The following is a 15,297-nucleotide window of genomic DNA, read 5'->3' on the forward strand; positions in this document are numbered from 1 at the left end:
TCGCAGGGCTCGCTTTTAACGTCCTCTCAGTCGTCGTCGGTGGCCACGACGCCGGCGTCGGTCGGGTTCGCGTCGCCGTACCGCGCGACGAACTCGTCGAGCCGGTCGGGGTCGTCGGCGCCGGGGAGCCGCTCCGTCGCGGTCTCGCAGGCGGCGTCGACGCCCAGCCGCTCGCAGACGCGGTCGGCCGTGACCTCGGCCATCTCCCGGTAGGTCGTCAGCTTCCCGCCGACCACGGTGTGGAGGCCCGCGACGCCCTCGTCGGCGTGGTCGATCACGGTGAACCCGCGCGAGATGCCTCGCCGGTTCGATCCGGCCTCGTCCGGCGCGTACAGGGGGCGGACGCCCCACCACCGCCTCACCTCCGGCGCGTCTGCGACCGCGGGGAGCATCGCCGCGCACTCCTCGACCGACCGCTCCACCTCCCAGTCGGCGGTCTCGTACTCGTCCGGGTCGTCTACCGGCACGCTCGTCGTGCCGAGCACGGCCTCCCCCTCGTGGGGGACGACGATGTCGCCGTCGTCGGGGTCGCGACACCGGTTCAACACCGGGTCGAGCCCGTCGTACTCGACGGAGACCATCACGCCGCGGCTCGGCGCCATCCCGACCTCGACGCCGGCCATGTCGGCGATCCGGTCGGCCCACGCCCCGGTCGCGTTGACGACGTGGGTCGGTTCGAGGGTCGCGTCGACGTCGCCCCCGACGCGGACGCGGATCGCGTCGTCTTCTCCGCCACCGTCGATCTCGAGCGCCTCCACCGGCGCGTGCGTGTAGACGTCGGCGCCGTGTCGCTCGGCGTCGGCCGCGTTGGCGGCGACCAGCCGGGAGGGGTAGATCACGCCGTCGGGCACCCGGAACGCCTCGACGACGTTTTCGGAGAGCCCGGGGACGACCGCCCGCGCCCCGTCGCCGTCGAGCCGCTCGGTCTCGATCCCGATCTCCTCGCAGGCCGCGAGTTTCTCCTCGAGGTAGCTCGGGTCGTCGCCCTCCAGCCGGACGAACAGCCCGCCGGTCTCGCGGACGCACGCCCCGGCGATCTCGCGCAGCGTTCGGTTCTCGCGGAGGCACTCCTCGGCGCCGGGGGCGTCGGCCTCCGCGTAGCGGGCGCCGCTGTGGAGCAGGCCGTGCGAGCGTCCGGAGGTACCGCCCGCGAGCCCGCCCCGATCGACGAGCGTCACGTCGACGCCGCGGAGCGCGAGGTCGCGGGCGACCCCCGCTCCGGTCGCGCCGCCACCGATCACGAGGACGGTCGGATCGCGGTTCACGAGCGGTCACCTCGGTCGGCGAAGCGATTCGCGTGCACGCACACGGAAGTCGTCGGTCTGTCTCGCAGACTCATGTCACACGTTACGACTAGCCACACTTGAGGCTGCCGTCGCCGGTGGTTCGAAAACGCCGAGAAACACCGTCTCAACTCTTCTATGCATGAAAGAGAGAGCCCGTCGATAGCCCTATCGCGATCCGCCGACGGAGGCCGGACACGTGTCGACGCCGAGCAGCGAGTAGAGGAGACAGGTACCGGTCGCGGCGGTCCCGAGCATGAGCAGCGACGCGACGCCGAGGAGGGGCGCGGCGAGCGCCGGCAGCGGAACCGCCCCGGCGAGGGTCGCGAGCGAAGCGGCCCCGAACACCGCACCGAGGGCCGTTCTGACGAGCTTGTCCGCGGATCCGACGTTCTGGTTCATAATACACAATACTACACACAAACATATATACGTTCGCACCCGGCCGAGTCCGGTCGTCGGAGCACCGGTCACATCGGATCAGCGCGGAGCGGACCGCGGGCGTCTCGGTGGAGTCGCGAAAAATGTGAAATATCGACGAGTCGGCCGGCGACCGCGATCGCCGCTTACTCGCCCGTCTCGATCGGCGCGCCGACGAGGTTCCCCCACTCGGTCCACGAGCCGTCGTAGTTGCGGACGTCGTCGTAGCCGAGCAGTTCGTGCAGGAGGAACCACTCGATCGACGAGCGCTCACCGACGCGGCAGTAGGTGATCGTCGACTCGTCGCCGTCGACGCCGGCGTCCGAGTACAGCTCGCGGAGTTCGTCCGCGCTCTTGAACGTGCCGTCCTCGTTCAGCGTGGTCGAGATCGGAACGTTGCTCGCGCCGGGGATGTGGCCGCCGCGCTGGGCGGTCTCGTTGAGACCCTCGGGCGCGATGACCTCGCCGGAGAACTCCTCGGGGGAGCGCACGTCGACCATCGGGATCCCCTCCTCGATCGCCTTGTCGATGTCGTCCTTGTAGGCGCGGACGCTCTCGAAGGGGCCGCGGGCCTCGTAGTCGCGCGGCGTGAAGTCGGGCTCCTCCGTGGAGAGCGGGTAGTCGTTGGCGACCCAGTACCCCTTCCCGCCGTCGATCACGCGGACGTCCTCGTGACCGTAGTACTTGTAGATCCAGTAGCCGAACAGCGCGAACCAGTTGGGGACGCGACCGCCGCCGTACACGACGACCGTCGTGTCGGCGTCGATGCCGCCCTCGCCGTTCCGGGCCGCGAAGTCCTCCTTCGAGACGATGTCGCGCTCCGTCTCGTCGGTGAACACCTCGTCCCACTCGAAGTTCAGCGCGCCGGGGATGTGGCCCTCCTCGTAGGGCGTGTACTCCGACTCGTCGGTGACGGTCGGATTGTTGATCTCGACGAGCCGGAGGTCGGCGTCGTCCTCCTGAAACGCGTCGAGGTTCGATTCCACCCAGTCCGCCGTGACGAGTACGTCCTCGGACATCGCTTTCCGTTACGCGGGCGACGCTTTTGAACTCCCGGTAATGGTGGTCCTTGCCGTGGTCTCTGACGCGGGGGGTGACGGGTCGCTCCGGATGCTCGGAGCGAACGCTACCGGATCACCGTCACCGGCACGTCGGCCTTGTCGACGACGCTCTTCGCGACGCTGCCGACGACCTGCTCGCGCTCCGCGCTCAGCCCCCGGTGCCCGACGTAGATCGCGTTGACGTCCGCCTCGGCCGCGTAGTTCGCGAGCGCGTCGGCCGGACGCCCGGTGAGCAGCTGCGTCTCCACGTCGATCGACTCGTCGCCGACCGCCTCCTCGGCGATCGTCTTGGCGTTGGCGAGGACGCTCTGGCCGGCGTCGACCGCGGCCTCCTCGCCCGGGAGGACGATCGTGCCGTCGACGAGCTCCGAGTCCGGCGTCAACACGTGGGCGATCTCGAGGGTCTCGTAGAACGCGACCGCCTGCCGCGCCGCGTATCTGACGGCCTCGTCGCTCTCCGTCGATCCGTCGGTCGCAACGAGATAGCTCATACCCGGAGATGGCGCCGGCTCGCATATAACTCCTGTCCGGCGTTCTCACGTCCTGCGGTTCCGGGTCGGTCTCAGTCTCGGTCGACCGGTCGCGCGACCATCTCGCCCCACGGCTCGAAGCCGTGCCGGTCGTAGAAGGCCCGAGCGCGCTCGTTCGCGGGGTCGACGTCGAGCACGATCCGGTCCAACGGGAGATCTTGATCGCCCACGAGATCGACGGCGGCGGCCATCAGATCGTCGGCGACGCCCGTGCCGCGGTGGTCGGGCGCGACGTACAGCTCGTTTACCACCGCCGCGTCCCAGACCATCGCCAGTCGCGCGGGAAGCACGAAGACGTAGCCGACGACCTCGTCGCTTCCGGCGGTCTCGCCGCCGTCGTCCTCCCCCTCGCCGCTCTCTGCGACGGCGACCGTCACGCACCGCTCGTCGTCCGCGACGCACCGATCGACCCACGCGAGCCACCGATCGCGGTACTCGTCGGTGAGCTTCCCCTCGTAGGCGGCCGCCTTCGCGTCGCCGCCGGTGTTCGCGCCGAGCCCGCGCTCGAAGGCGACCTTGCAGTCGTACAGGTCGTCGGCGTCGGTCGCGGGGTCGTACGGACGGAGCGAGACGCTCACGCCTCCTCGCCCCCGCTCTCGGACTCGATGTCGTCCCCTCCCTCGATGTCGTCCCCGTCCTCCAGCACGAACTCCGCGAGCTTCGGGACGAACGTCCCGATGTCGGTGACCATCCCGACGGCCTGCGCCGAGCCCCGGTCGAGCAGTTGGGTGACTGTCGCGGGGTTGATGTCGACGCAGACGGTCTTCGTCGTCGACGGCAGGCAGTTCCCGACGGCGACCGAGTGGAGCAGCGTCGCGAGCATGATCACGATGTCGGCCTCGTGGGCCTGCCCGCGGATCGCGTCCTGCGCCTCGACGGCGTCCGTGACCGTGTCCGGGAGCGGGCCGTCGTCGCGGATCGACCCCGCGAGGACGACGTCGACGTCGCGCTCGACGCATTGGTACATCACGCCCTCGGTCACGATCCCCTCCTCCACGGCGGCCTCGATCCCGCCCGCGCGGATGATCTCCGAGATGGTCCAGATGTGATGTTTGTGTCCCTTCCGCGGGTGTTCGAGCGTCTCGACGTTCATCCCGAGCGACGTGCCGTACAGCGAGCGCTCCAGGTCGTGGGTCGCGAAGCCGTTCCCGGCCGAGAGCGCGTCGACGTAGCCCGCCGCGACGAGGTCGGCGAGCGCGGCGCCGGCGCCCGAGTGGATCACCGCGGGGCCGGCGACGACCATCACGGTCCCCCCCGAGCGCTTCACCTCGCGGAGCTCCGCGGCGACTTCTCGGATGGTGGACTCCGAGGGGCGCTCCGCGGAGACCCCGCCCTGCATGAAGCCGAACGCGCCGCCTCCGCTTCGCGGCCGCTCCGGCGGGTGCACCCGGATCCCCGACCGGTCGGTCGCGATCAGGTCGCCCTCCTCGACGGCGTTGAGCACCTTCGTGTACGCCCGCGGCTCGTCGTTCGGGCCGCCGTCCGGTTCCACGACCAGCGCGCAGTCCATCTCGATCCGCTCGACCTCGATCCACTCCCCGTCGTACAGCACCTCGGTCGGGTGGTTCGTGGTGGAGTAGAAGTCGGGCGGCACGACCCTGTTCGCGGGGGCCGCGACGAGGTCGACGTCGGTCGGGTCCTCCAGCACCGCGCCGTTCTGGTGGAGCTCATGGAGGATCGCCCGGAGCGTCTCCTCGTCGTCGGCCGAGACCGTCATCCGGCAGTACGACTCCTCGTCCTCGTGTTTCCCCACGTCGAATCGTTCGACGTCGAAGGAGCCGCCCAGGTCCATCACCGCGCCGAAACAGCGCTGCATCGTTCCGCTGTCGATGATGTGGCCCTCGATCTCGACGGTGCGTTCGTGGCTCATACCGCACCGTTTCGGCCCGCGGAGAAACCCGTTTCCCCTGCCGTCGACGATCCCCCCGTCAGATCAGCCCGAGCGCCGCGAGGATCTGGTTGCCGAACACCATCGCGATCAGCCCGGCGAGCATGACGAGCCCCGACGAGACGGTGATCGTCCGGACCGCGGCGTGGCGGTCGGAGAGCGGGATCCGGCTGATCACCGCCTCGGCGACCATCCGGAGGATCCGGCCGCCGTCGAGCGGGAACGCCGGCAGGCAGTTGAACAGCGCGAGCTGGATGTTGATCCAGCCGGTCCAGAAGAGGAGGTTCGCGAGCAGGAAGACCCCGCCGGCGAGCGCGCCCGACGCCCCGTCGACGACGAAGAAGTTGGTCACGTCGCCGGTGAACCCCGCGAAGTTGAACGGGAGCCCGAACAGGCTGCCGAGCGGGAGGATGAGCGAGACGAACACGAGCCCCAGCGGCGAATCGGTCAGCCCGCCGATCGCGACCCCGTCGCCCGCGGTCTCGCCGCCGTCGCCGCCGAGCAGTTCGAGGTAGGCGCCGGCGGGGTACTCGGAGACGCCGAAGTCGTCGAGCGCGAGCCCGCTGGAGCCGGGGAACACCGTGACGCCCACGAACCCGCCGTCGCGGTTCGGGTGCGGGGCCAGCTCGACGTCGTACGCCCGCCGCTCGTCGCCGCCGTCGTACGCGATCACCTCGACCGTCGCGCCGGAGTCGCGCTCGCCGAGCACCGTCGAGAGGTCCTCGGCGTCGTGAATCCGCTCCCCGTCGATCGAGACGATCGTCAGCGGTTCGCCCGGTGTCGCCCCGGCGTCGTCGAGCGGCCCGTCCGCCTGCACGCCGAGGGCGTAGGCGCCGATCGGGATCTCAGCGGTCGTGGCGTTCGCTCCCCCGTCGCCGGCGTTACCGGTGGGCCGCACCGACACCGTGGCGCGCTCGGCGTCGCCGACGGCGTCGTAGAAACCGCTCTCGGTCGCCACCGGCTCGCCGTTCACCGACTCGATCGTCAGCGGCGCCTCCGTGATCGTCACGCCGAGCGGGTTGCCGCCGGCTGAGCCGACCGCCTGTAACTGCCGGTCCACCTCGACCGTGCGCTCCCCGTCGCCGTCGTCGGCCGTGACCGTCACCGTGTCGCCCGCGTCACCGATCGCGGCCTCGAACTCGGCGGCCGTGTCGACCGGCGTCCCACCGACCTCAACGATCCGGTCGCCCGCCGAGAGCCCGGCGGCCTCGGCCGGCGAGTCGGGGTTCACCTCGCCGACGGCGTAGCCCGGCGCCGGCGAGATGGCGCCGACGACGGGGCCGAACAGCAGCGCGAACACCAGCACCGTGAGCAGCGTGTTGGCGGTGACGCCGGCCGCGAACATCCGGGCGCGGGCGCCGCGGGAGGCCGCCTGCGTCGCCTCCTCGTCCGGCTCGACGAAGGCGCCGACTGGCAGAATCGTAAAGAAGACGAGCCCCATCGACTCGATGTCGATGTCCTCGACGCGGCACAGCAGGCCGTGCGCGCCCTCGTGGACGACCATCGCGACCGCGAGCCCGGCGATGATCTCCGGCGCGACCGACAGGGGGAGGAAGTCGTTGACGCCGGGGATGATGAGGAAGTTCTGCGGCTGCTGGATCGCGGAGGGCTGGGCGGTGTTCAGCGCCGAGGCCGCCGACGAGAGGATCAGGAAGAAGGACCCGACCATCGCGACCAGGGCCCCGCCGAGGCCGAGGTTCGCGAGCCCGCGCCAGAAGCGTCTCGGGGCCGCGAGCCGGTTGAGGAACGCCCGGCCGCGGAGCGTGCGGAGCGTCAGTATCGGGCCGGAGACGCCGACCGACTCCGGGAGGATCCCGCGGTCCCGGAGCCACAGCGCGGCCGCGGAGTACGCGAGGACACCGGTGAGGACCCACAGGAGCGTGTTCTCGGCGAACAGGTCCGTCAGCGCGTTCATTACCGACACGTCCGTGTCCGTCGGGTGTAAGGCGTTCGGTTACCGGAACCGCCGCGGTGCGGGATCGCTGCCGAGGCGAGCCGATCCGACGCGGCCTCGCGACCGCGCCCCGGGCGAGGAACGGCCGGGAACTCAACACCCAAGTACCCCCCGGAACAACCCTTCGCCATGTTCGCGCTCATCGACTTCGTCTCGCGGGTCGTCGGCGACATCGGTCGCTTCGTCGACATCTTCCTGAACGACCTCATCCTCGGCGCCGGCGACCCGCTCTCGGCGCTGCTCGTCGCCGTCGGCCAGGTCCTGATCGTCGCCTCCGTGGCCGCGCTCGGCTACGCCGCGGTCGGCGCCCTCTTACAGGAGATCGGCGTGAAGCTCCCCTCGCTCGGCGGACGCGGCCGGTCCGAGTAGGGCTGTTTTAAAATAATCCGTCGACGGCCTCGGCCGCGAGGTCGACCGCCGCCTCCAGATCGGGGCCGAGCGGCGAGCCGACGACGAGTCCGTCGGCGTGCTCCGCGACGGCGGCCGCGCGCTCCCGAACGGTCTCCGGGGAACCGGCCATACAGAAGGCGTCGATCATCCCCGGCGTCACGAGGTCGAACGCCGCCGAGAACTCGCCGGCGGAGACGCGATCGCCGATCGCGGCGGCCGCGTCGGGGTCGATCCCGTGACGCTTCAGCACTGGGGGCGCCGCACCCCCGACGATGAACGCGACCGGGGGCCGGGCGGCCTCGCGGGCCGCTTCCTCGTCTTCGTCGATCGAGACGGCGGCGTACGCGATGAGGTCGAACGCCCCGCGATGCTCGGGCCGGTCGGCGAGCCCGTCGTCCACCTGCTCGCGGGCCCACGCCAGGTCCTTCGGGTGCGAGCCGTTGTACAAGAGGCCGTCGGCGTGCTTCGCCGCCATCCGGCACATGTGCGGGCCCTCGCCGCCGACGTGGACCGGAATCGCGGCTCCCTGCGGGGGCTCGTAGTTGAGCCCCGCCTCGCTGGCGTCGAAGGTGCCATCGTGGTCGACGCGCTCGCCGGCCCACAGTTTCTGGGCGGTCTTGAACGCCTCTAGCACGGGGCGGAGCCCGCGCTCGTCGGCGAGCCCGAGGTTCGCGAGTGTGGAGGGATCGCCGGGGCCGAGCCCGAAGACGGCGCGTCCCTCGGAGAGCTCGTCGAGGGTGGCGACCTTCGAGGCGAGCGTCGCGGGGTGGGTCTCGTACGGGTTGGCGACGCCCGGGCCGAGCCGGACCGAGTCCGTGGCGGTCGCGAGCTGCGAGAGGAACGCCCACGGGTCGCGGTTGTTGTAGTGACACGTCGAGTAGACGGCGTCGTAGCCGGCCGCCTCGGCGCGGACGCCGAGGTCGACGAGGCGATGCAGGTCGTGTTCGGGGGTGAGTTCGATGCCGAGCATGTCTGTGGTCCTCGTGGTTTCGGATCAGCGGTCCTCGTAGCTCCAGTCGCGCAGCGCCTGGCGGACGAAGTCGCCCTCGACCTCGCGGAAGTGGTTGTCAGACCCGTCGTGGTCGCCGAACGCCCAGTCGCGGACGACGACGACCGGGGTGCCGCCCGCGCCCTCGCCGGCGACGAGGTTCGCCGCCGACGCGAGCTCGTCGATCACGTTCTGGACGGTGACGCCCATCTCCCGGCCGTCGCGGTCGCGCTCGCCGCGCCAGTCGCGGCTCGCCGGCAGGCCGGCCCAGCCGATGGCGACCCCGCGCTGGCCGTGGCGGAACGGGCGCCCGCAGGTGTCGCTGACGACCACGCGGTCGGCCGCGACTCCCTCGCGGATCCGTTCCGCGCTCTCCGAGGGGCGCTCCGGGAGCAGCAGCAGGTCGCCGTTGGGGACGTTCGACCGGTCGATCCCGGCGTTGACGCCGATGTGGCCGAACCGCGTCGCCGTCAGGAGGAACGGCGCCTCCATGATGAGCTCCGTCGACTCCTCGACGACGGCCTGCGCGAAGCGCGGGTCCTTCTCCTCGCCCGAAATTGCCGCGAGCCGGTCGGCGACCTCGTTCGCGCGCGGGCCGGCCGGGAAGTCGGAGAGGTCGAACGTCCGCCCCTCGGCCTTGGAGACGACCGTGCTGGCGACGACGACGACGTCGTCCTCGCGGAGGTCGACGCGCTCGTCGATCATGGCCGCGAGGTCGTCTCCCTCCCGGATCTCCGGGAGGTCCGGGACGGCGAACAGCTCCATACCACCACCTGGGGTGCGACGAGGAAAAACCCCGCCGGTACCGGGTCGGCTTGACGGTATCCGGTGGATGAGACGGGGAGACCGAAGCGCAGACGGCGGTACCCTATTCAACCAGGTAATTAGGATGTATGGAGATATACGCTGTTGTATATCGAATGAAAGCGAACGGATATTAGGACAGACGCTGAATAATGACACTTACGCCCGAACAGTTATCAGCGACGAATCGCGAACGTCGCCCGCAATGTGCGAATCCACCGCAGAAGGCGAATCGGAGCCGATCGGGACGCGGACGCGCGTCCCGCCGGAAAGCGACGAGCGCGACTCCCTCGTGACGCGGACCCGCGCCCCGTGACCGGTCGGGGGCGACCGCAGCGACCGTTTTTCGCCGAGTTCCGTCCGCACGGCTTATACGCGGCTCTCGCGAACGCCGGGTGTGGATCTCCACGTCCGGTACGAGGGCGACGACGACCCCGACAAGTGCACGGCCCGGAAGCTCGCGCGGTTCGACCTCGCCGAGCTGCACCGCTCGGACCGCGCGACGCCGTACGGCGTCGTGCTCAACCCGCACGCCGAGCGCGCTCTCTCGCCGGCCGACGCCGACCTCGCCCGCGAGAACGCGCTCGTCGCGCTGGACTGCTCGTGGGAGTCCGCGGGCGAGAAGATGTTCAGCCTCCCAGGTGAACACCGCGCGCTCCCGTACCTCGTCGCCGGCAACCCCGTGAACTTCGGGCGACCGATGCGGCTCACGACGGTGGAGGCGTTCGCGGCCGCGCTCGCGATCCTCGGCGAGCCCGACCACGCCGAGCGGGTCATGGCGAAGTTCACGTGGGGCGAGACGTTCCTCGACCTCAACGAGGAGCCGCTCCGGCGGTACGCCGACTGCGAGGACTCGGCCGAGATCGTGGCCGTTCAACAGGAGTACCTCGACCGGGAGTAGCGCCCCTCGGCCGACGCGGGTACCGGATCCGAACGGGTTCGCGGCAACCTTTTTGAACGAATCTAACGTATCAACGGACGATGGTTTCCACTGGTGACACCGCACCCGGTATCTCCGCGACGATCGGCACGAGCGACCACGAATCGTTCGAGCTCGACGACCACCTCGGCGACGGGCCGGTGGTGCTCGCCTTCTTCCCCGGGGCGTTCACGCCGCCGTGCACGAACGAGATGGTGGCGCTCCAGGAGCACGCCGACGAGTTCGAGGCGGCCGGCGCGACCCTCTTCGGGGTCAGCGCCGACTCCCCGTTCTCGCAGGGCGCGTTCCGCGAGGAGCACGGCCTCGAGTTCGACCTCGTGAGCGACACGGCCGGCGACGCGATCCGGGCGTACGGCCTCGAGATGGACATCGCCGACCTCGGGCTCTACGGCATCGCCAACCGCGCCGTCTTCGTACTCGACGAGTCGGGCGAGGTCGTCTACGATTGGGTCGCCGACGACCCGACGAACGAGCCCGACTACGAGGCGGTCCTCGACGCGGCGCGGTCCGCCTGAACTCCGGCGAGCGCCCGCGGTCCGCTTCCCGAACTGTCCCGGTACCGAACGCGCGTTTTTCAGTCGCCGAGCACGCCGCCGATGGCCCCCGCCAGCGCCGAGTCGATCGCGAACAGGAAGGTCAGGAACAGGCCGACGACGAGGACCCCGGCGCCTCCCAGGAGGCTTCCGATCGGTCCGCCGGCGAGCCCCACGAGCCCGCCGAACGCGGCCAGAAGCAGGGTGACGGCGACGCCGCTCACGGAGCCGGCCAGCAGGCCGTGCCACGTCCCGGAGAGGAGTCCCCCGCCGGCGACGTAGCCGGCGACGAACCCGCCGATCAGTCCCGCACCGACGTGCCCGACCACCGGCGCGAACGTCGCGAGCAGTCCGGCGATCAGCGTCACGACGAACCCGTAGCCGACGGCACGCCAGTCTGTCATGCCCGACGATAGCCGGTCGCGAGGTAAGTATTCGCCGGGACGGCACGGCCGTCGGGATTTAAGCCGCTCAGACCGCTATCTCCGCGGCGTGCCCTCCGATTCGCCCCCTTCGGCCGAGGAGACCGTCTCGGGGGTCGCCGACGGTGACGCCGGCGACGCGCCCGACTCGGCCGTCTCCCCGGAGTCGACCGACGCTGTCGAGTGGGGGCCGGTCCGCTTCGACCGCCTGCGTTCGCTGGCGCTCGGCGCGACCGTGACCGCGGGCGGGCTTCTTCTCGCGGTGCTCGCGGTCGCCGCGTTCGGGGTCGGCGCCTCGCTGCTCGGCGGGGGCGGACCGCCGGCGTCGACGTGGGCGGTGGCGGTCGTCCTCCTGGTCGGAGGTCCGGTGTCGCTGCTCTACTGGGTCGTCGCCTACGACCGGACCTCCCCGGAGCGACGCCGAGAGCTCCTTTCGCAGTTCGGCGACTACTCGTTCGACCCCTCGCGGTTCCGCCCCGGTTGGACACTCGCCGGGGTGGGGGCCGTGCTCGCCGTTGCCATCGCGGCGACCGGGGTCGGCCCGCTTCCGGCCCTCCCGTCGCTGTCTCCGGGGCTCGCGCCGTTGGTCGTCGCGCTCCTCGCGTTTACGCCGGCCGTCGCGGGCTCTCGGGGGACCGACGTGCGGCTCGATCCGGGCGCGCTGAGCGTGGAGCGAACCTACCTGAGCCACGAGCGAACGCGTACTGACGACCTCGGCGCCGTGGTCCGGACGCGCCGGATCGACCTCCCGTGGACGACCGTTTTCCTGCTGGCGTACCGCGGGAACGCGTGGTACCGCTCGACGCCGTGGCTGTTCGTTCCGACCGAACTCGCGGACGACGTCGAACGGGGACTCGCCGAGGCGCTCGCGCGGAGCGACGGTCCCGACCGGGCCAGCGTCCCGGAGCGCGTCGTCCTCGCCATGCTGGGCTCCGCCTCGCTCGTCGTGGGGCTCACGATGGCCGTCGCGTCCGGCGAGACGGCGGCCGGGCTGCTGTTGACGCTCCTGACGGCGCCGTTCAGTCTCCTCTTCCTCGCGCTCGCCGCGCGGCTGTGACCGCCGACCGGGATGCCGGAACGCTCCCCCGTCGACACCGGACGTGCCACCCCCTACCACGCGACTCATATACTCGGCTCTCCTAGCGACGCACATGGACAGAACCCGTCTGGAAAAGGCGCTGGCGGAGGCGTTCGGCGGTACCGAGGCCGATCGGCGGGCGGTCGCCCGCGCGGCCTGCGACCTCGACGACTCCGGTCGTCCCTCCCGGGACCGCGGGCACGCGCTCACCGTCCCCGGCGTGATCGACCACCTCGAGGACGCGCCCGACGGCTCCTCGCTCGTCGAGCGCTGGAACTGGTGGCTCGGTGCGCTCGACGCCGCCTACGGTGGATACGACTACTTCACGGTCCGCTTCGTCGAGGGCGACGAGGAGGCGGGGCTCCGTCGGTAGATCCGCGTTCGTTCCGAAGGCGATCGAGACGAGATCGGCGGCGTTCGACGGCGATACGTTTACTTTCACTTTCACTCCGGACATGGCTCGCTTATACGGGCGTTCCGCTCGCAGTCGGAGGTATGAGCGCGAGTACCCGCGACCGACCCCAGTACGCGACGCCGACGCGCGTGGACGTCACCGACTGTCGAACGGACCGGATCGCCGACCGCGTTCGCGTGAACCGCGTGCGCGGGAGCGAGGTGGCGCTGGAACGCCGCGGCGGACGGACGTTCCTCGTGACGCGGCCGTCGGAGTAAGAATCGCCGTCGCCGGCACAGACCGACTCAGTCGTCGGCCGTGAGCGGGCTCCGCGTGCTGCCGCCGTCGGAGAGCAGGCTGTCGAGGCCGATCCCGAGCGACTCGTCGGTGCGCGCGACCGACTCCTCGCGGGGCGTGTCGGTCGCCAGAGCCCGGATCGCGTCGACGTTCTCGGGGACGACGTCGGCCTCCTGGTGGACGTTCTGGAACAGGTAGAGGTCCCGTCCCTGGACGCTTATCGACTCCTCCCAGACGCAGTTCTCCCAGAGGTCGCCGCGCGGGCGGCCGACGTCGGCGGCGTAGTCCTTCAGCGCGCCGGCGCCGTCGATCCCGGCGCGCTCGGGGATCAGGAACACGCGGCCCTCGCCGGCGAGGAGGTCCCTGACGGCGGCGGCGCTCGGCTCCTCCTCGAGCGTCACGTTGACGCTGTGGGTGTGCATCGCGGTTACGGGTGCCTTCAGCGCGGCCGTGTCGACGTCGACGTCCGGGAGGATCGTGTTCACGTCGGGTCCGTGGTGGGAGGGGACCGTCCGCGGGTCGGGCACGACGTCGTTGATCGGCCCTCGGTCGGTCTCGCTCGGGTCGCCGCCGCGACGGACGAGCGTCACGCGCGCCTTCTCGACGCCGTACGTCTCGTCGAGCGGCGCGAGGAGCCGGGAGAGCCCGGTGGTGTTACAGGAGACGACGCGGAGCGAGTCGGCGCCGCGAGCGGCGTCGTAGCTCCCCCGGGCGTTGAACGAGGCGTCGGCGACCGCGGCGTCCTCGCCGCCCTGGTAGATCGCGGACACGCCGTGGGCCTCGTAGGTCGGTCGGTTGCGCTCGCCGATCCCGGAGGGACAGCAGTCGACGACGACGTCGATCTCGTCGAGCAGGTCCGCGAGGGTCCCCGACACGCCGAGGCCGGCGGCCTCGAACTCGTCGACCCGGTCGTCGATCGCGGCGTAGAGGTCGTAGCCGTGTCGGACCGCGGCCTCGGCGCCGTAGTTCGGGCTCGTCTTCGTCACGCCGACGAGCTCCATGTCGGGCTGGGCCGCGACCGCGTCCGCGACCCGCTTGCCGATCGTGCCGTAGCCGTTGACGCCCACTCGTATCATGTCGTTCACTGGATTCCGTAATGGCATAATGTTTTCGAGTATTTTGGTGAGAAATTAACTACGGCGTGAGTAACGGGTCGGTAAATTCGCGTGACGCGACGTTGTAACTGAGTTTCGAAAGAGAGTAAATAGAGACGGATCCGAAGGTCTAACGCCCGCGAGCACCGATCGTCGCGTATGTCACCGGCCCTCTCCGAGGCGGCAGCCACCGCCGTGAACCAGTGCCTGAACGTCGCGCCCGACGAGTTGGTCGTGGTCGTCACGGACGACGAGCGCGAACTGATCGGCGAGGCGCTGTACGAGGCCGCGGTCGCCGTAACCGACGACGCGACGGTCCTCCGATACCCGCCGGCCGAACAGCACGGGACCGAGCCGCCCGCGCCCGTGGCGGCCGCGATGGCCGAGAGCGACGTGTTCCTCGCGCCGACGACGAAGAGCCTCAGCCACACCCGCGCTCGCGGGGCCGCCTGCGACGCCGGCGCCCGCGGCGCGACGCTCCCGGGGATCACCGAGGACGTGTTCGCCACCGGGCTCGACGCCGACTACGCCGCCATCGAGGCCGCGTGCGACGACGTGCTCGCGCAGGTCGCCGGCGCCGACGAGGTGCGCGTCACCTCGCCCGCGGGCACCGACGTCACGTTCGGTATCGGCGACCGCGAGTGGCTCTCGGACACCGGTATGGTGCGCGACCCCGGCGACTTCTCGAATCTCCCGGCCGGCGAGGTGTTCGTCGCGCCCGAGACCGCGACCGGGACGTTCGTCGTCGACGGGACGATGATGCCCCACGGGCTGCTCGACGAGGACCAAGAGCTCACTTTCGAGGTCGACGACGGGCTGGTCACGAGCATCGACGACGACGACATCCGGGCCGACGTCGAGGCGGCCGCGGAGTCGGTCGGCGACGCCGCGTACAACCTCGCCGAGCTCGGGATCGGGACCAACGTCGGCGTCGACGAGCTGGTCGGCTCCGTCCTCCTCGACGAGAAGGCGGGCGGCACCGTCCACATCGCGATCGGCGACAACGCCGGGATCGGCGGGGAGACCGACGCCCCGATCCACCTCGACGGGATCCTCCGGAACCCGACCGTGTACGCCGACGGCGAGGAAGTCGAACTGCCGACCGCGTAGACCGGATCGGAGCAGGAACAGTCGCTCATTTATAAATCACTATGGCGGTCGGCGCGTGCCTCCGAGCGCCCACCGGGCGCGAGTAGCGAGGGACCGAAGGTCCCTCTGACA

General features: G+C 70.6%; 18 protein-coding genes. 7 read left to right on the forward strand and 11 right to left on the reverse strand.

Translation table 11 applies throughout. From position 1 onward, the window contains the following. Window positions 1-26: 26 nt before the first annotated feature. The 7 genes from B4V04_RS17200 to B4V04_RS17230 all read right to left on the reverse strand — a co-directional run bounded on the left by B4V04_RS17200 (window position 27) and on the right by B4V04_RS17230 (window position 7,097). Window positions 27-1,265 (reverse strand): FAD-dependent oxidoreductase, encoded by a 1,239-nt coding sequence (locus B4V04_RS17200; protein ID WP_498232886.1) that lies wholly within the window; start codon window positions 1,263-1,265, stop codon window positions 27-29. A gap of 186 nt (window positions 1,266-1,451) precedes the next feature. Continuing rightward, entirely contained in the window at window positions 1,452-1,685 is a 234-nt protein-coding gene (locus B4V04_RS17205) for a YgaP family membrane protein (protein WP_498232887.1), read from the reverse strand. Between the two features lie 164 nt (window positions 1,686-1,849). Continuing rightward, window positions 1,850-2,722 (reverse strand): sulfurtransferase, encoded by an 873-nt coding sequence (locus B4V04_RS17210; protein WP_498232888.1) that lies wholly within the window; start codon window positions 2,720-2,722, stop codon window positions 1,850-1,852. A 107-nt stretch (window positions 2,723-2,829) separates the two neighbouring features. Beyond that, window positions 2,830-3,255, reverse strand: a complete 426-nt coding sequence (locus B4V04_RS17215; protein ID WP_144796354.1) for a universal stress protein — start codon at window positions 3,253-3,255, stop codon at window positions 2,830-2,832. Window positions 3,256-3,326: 71 nt separating this feature from the next. Then, the gene (locus tag B4V04_RS17220; protein WP_498232889.1) at window positions 3,327-3,872 is read right to left on the reverse strand and encodes a GNAT family N-acetyltransferase; all 546 of its coding nucleotides are present in this window, start codon (window positions 3,870-3,872) and stop codon (window positions 3,327-3,329) included. After that, window positions 3,869-5,164: an ornithine cyclodeaminase, nickel-pincer nucleotide-dependent gene (locus B4V04_RS17225; protein WP_498232890.1), complete on the reverse strand. Its 1,296-nt coding sequence runs from the start codon at window positions 5,162-5,164 to the stop codon at window positions 3,869-3,871. Before B4V04_RS17225 ends, B4V04_RS17220 begins: the two co-directional genes overlap by 4 nt. A gap of 58 nt (window positions 5,165-5,222) precedes the next feature. Then, the gene (locus B4V04_RS17230) at window positions 5,223-7,097 is read right to left on the reverse strand and encodes a site-2 protease family protein (RefSeq protein WP_498232891.1); all 1,875 of its coding nucleotides are present in this window, start codon (window positions 7,095-7,097) and stop codon (window positions 5,223-5,225) included. Between the two features lie 168 nt (window positions 7,098-7,265). On the opposite strand from B4V04_RS17230, the gene B4V04_RS17235 reads away from it, so the two are divergent. Beyond that, window positions 7,266-7,505 (forward strand): DUF8024 family protein, encoded by a 240-nt coding sequence (locus B4V04_RS17235; RefSeq protein WP_498232892.1) that lies wholly within the window; start codon window positions 7,266-7,268, stop codon window positions 7,503-7,505. Window positions 7,506-7,512: 7 nt separating this feature from the next. On the opposite strand, the gene B4V04_RS17240 is transcribed toward B4V04_RS17235, so the two are convergent. Together B4V04_RS17240 and B4V04_RS17245 are read right to left on the reverse strand one after the other, a co-directional pair. Next, a complete protein-coding gene (locus B4V04_RS17240) occupies window positions 7,513-8,496 on the reverse strand; it encodes a 5,10-methylenetetrahydromethanopterin reductase (protein ID WP_498232893.1) in 984 nt (327 codons plus the stop codon). Window positions 8,497-8,520: 24 nt separating this feature from the next. Further along, window positions 8,521-9,279, reverse strand: a complete 759-nt coding sequence (locus B4V04_RS17245; protein WP_498232894.1) for a coenzyme F420-0:L-glutamate ligase — start codon at window positions 9,277-9,279, stop codon at window positions 8,521-8,523. A gap of 436 nt (window positions 9,280-9,715) precedes the next feature. Here B4V04_RS17245 and B4V04_RS17250 point away from each other — a divergent pair, with 436 nt between their 5' ends. Together B4V04_RS17250 and B4V04_RS17255 are read left to right on the forward strand one after the other, a co-directional pair. Beyond that, a complete protein-coding gene (locus B4V04_RS17250; protein ID WP_498232895.1) occupies window positions 9,716-10,219 on the forward strand; it encodes a DUF367 family protein in 504 nt (167 codons plus the stop codon). A gap of 80 nt (window positions 10,220-10,299) precedes the next feature. Next, window positions 10,300-10,773, forward strand: coding sequence for a redoxin domain-containing protein (locus B4V04_RS17255; RefSeq protein WP_498232896.1), 474 nt, complete (start codon window positions 10,300-10,302; stop codon window positions 10,771-10,773). 59 nt (window positions 10,774-10,832) lie between these two features. On the opposite strand, the gene B4V04_RS17260 is transcribed toward B4V04_RS17255, so the two are convergent. After that, window positions 10,833-11,195, reverse strand: a complete 363-nt coding sequence (locus B4V04_RS17260) for a DUF5518 domain-containing protein (protein ID WP_498232897.1) — start codon at window positions 11,193-11,195, stop codon at window positions 10,833-10,835. 88 nt (window positions 11,196-11,283) lie between these two features. Here B4V04_RS17260 and B4V04_RS17265 point away from each other — a divergent pair, with 88 nt between their 5' ends. From B4V04_RS17265 to B4V04_RS17275, 3 genes are all read left to right on the forward strand, one after another. Further along, window positions 11,284-12,270 carry a hypothetical protein gene (locus B4V04_RS17265; protein ID WP_498232898.1) on the forward strand — a complete coding sequence of 329 codons (987 nt, stop codon included), beginning with the start codon at window positions 11,284-11,286 and terminating at the stop codon, window positions 12,268-12,270. Window positions 12,271-12,364: 94 nt separating this feature from the next. Next, window positions 12,365-12,664 carry a WNWW family protein gene (locus tag B4V04_RS17270; RefSeq protein WP_144796374.1) on the forward strand — a complete coding sequence of 100 codons (300 nt, stop codon included), beginning with the start codon at window positions 12,365-12,367 and terminating at the stop codon, window positions 12,662-12,664. Window positions 12,665-12,786: 122 nt separating this feature from the next. After that, window positions 12,787-12,963, forward strand: a complete 177-nt coding sequence (locus tag B4V04_RS17275) for a hypothetical protein (RefSeq protein WP_186310933.1) — start codon at window positions 12,787-12,789, stop codon at window positions 12,961-12,963. Window positions 12,964-12,990: 27 nt separating this feature from the next. Here the strand turns inward: B4V04_RS17275 and B4V04_RS17280 are convergent, their stop codons facing one another. After that, entirely contained in the window at window positions 12,991-14,058 is a 1,068-nt protein-coding gene (locus B4V04_RS17280; protein ID WP_498232899.1) for a type II glyceraldehyde-3-phosphate dehydrogenase, read from the reverse strand. Window positions 14,059-14,235: 177 nt separating this feature from the next. Between B4V04_RS17280 and B4V04_RS17285 the strand changes: the two genes are divergently transcribed. Beyond that, complete coding sequence (locus tag B4V04_RS17285; protein WP_498232900.1) at window positions 14,236-15,186, forward strand: aminopeptidase; 951 nt, start codon at window positions 14,236-14,238, stop codon at window positions 15,184-15,186. Window positions 15,187-15,297: the final 111 nt, after the last annotated feature.

This window comes from Halorubrum sp. B52 (genome assembly GCF_059752555.1).

What these genes read in the sequence shown, in the direction of transcription:
- B4V04_RS17205 (WP_498232887.1), bottom strand. Translation starts at nt 1,685, where the DNA reads ATGAACCAGAACGTCGGATCCGCGGACAAGCTCGTCAGAACGGCCCTC.
- B4V04_RS17210 (WP_498232888.1), bottom strand. Translation starts at nt 2,722, where the DNA reads ATGTCCGAGGACGTACTCGTCACGGCGGACTGGGTGGAATCGAACCTC.
- B4V04_RS17215 (WP_144796354.1), bottom strand. Translation starts at nt 3,255, where the DNA reads ATGAGCTATCTCGTTGCGACCGACGGATCGACGGAGAGCGACGAGGCC.
- B4V04_RS17225 (WP_498232890.1), bottom strand. Translation starts at nt 5,164, where the DNA reads ATGAGCCACGAACGCACCGTCGAGATCGAGGGCCACATCATCGACAGC.
- B4V04_RS17230 (WP_498232891.1), bottom strand. Translation starts at nt 7,097, where the DNA reads ATGAACGCGCTGACGGACCTGTTCGCCGAGAACACGCTCCTGTGGGTC.
- B4V04_RS17235 (WP_498232892.1), top strand. Translation starts at nt 7,266, where the DNA reads ATGTTCGCGCTCATCGACTTCGTCTCGCGGGTCGTCGGCGACATCGGT.
- B4V04_RS17240 (WP_498232893.1), bottom strand. Translation starts at nt 8,496, where the DNA reads ATGCTCGGCATCGAACTCACCCCCGAACACGACCTGCATCGCCTCGTC.
- B4V04_RS17245 (WP_498232894.1), bottom strand. Translation starts at nt 9,279, where the DNA reads ATGGAGCTGTTCGCCGTCCCGGACCTCCCGGAGATCCGGGAGGGAGAC.
- B4V04_RS17255 (WP_498232896.1), top strand. Translation starts at nt 10,300, where the DNA reads ATGGTTTCCACTGGTGACACCGCACCCGGTATCTCCGCGACGATCGGC.
- B4V04_RS17260 (WP_498232897.1), bottom strand. Translation starts at nt 11,195, where the DNA reads ATGACAGACTGGCGTGCCGTCGGCTACGGGTTCGTCGTGACGCTGATC.
- B4V04_RS17270 (WP_144796374.1), top strand. Translation starts at nt 12,365, where the DNA reads ATGGACAGAACCCGTCTGGAAAAGGCGCTGGCGGAGGCGTTCGGCGGT.
- B4V04_RS17275 (WP_186310933.1), top strand. Translation starts at nt 12,787, where the DNA reads ATGAGCGCGAGTACCCGCGACCGACCCCAGTACGCGACGCCGACGCGC.
- B4V04_RS17280 (WP_498232899.1), bottom strand. Translation starts at nt 14,058, where the DNA reads ATGATACGAGTGGGCGTCAACGGCTACGGCACGATCGGCAAGCGGGTC.
- B4V04_RS17285 (WP_498232900.1), top strand. Translation starts at nt 14,236, where the DNA reads ATGTCACCGGCCCTCTCCGAGGCGGCAGCCACCGCCGTGAACCAGTGC.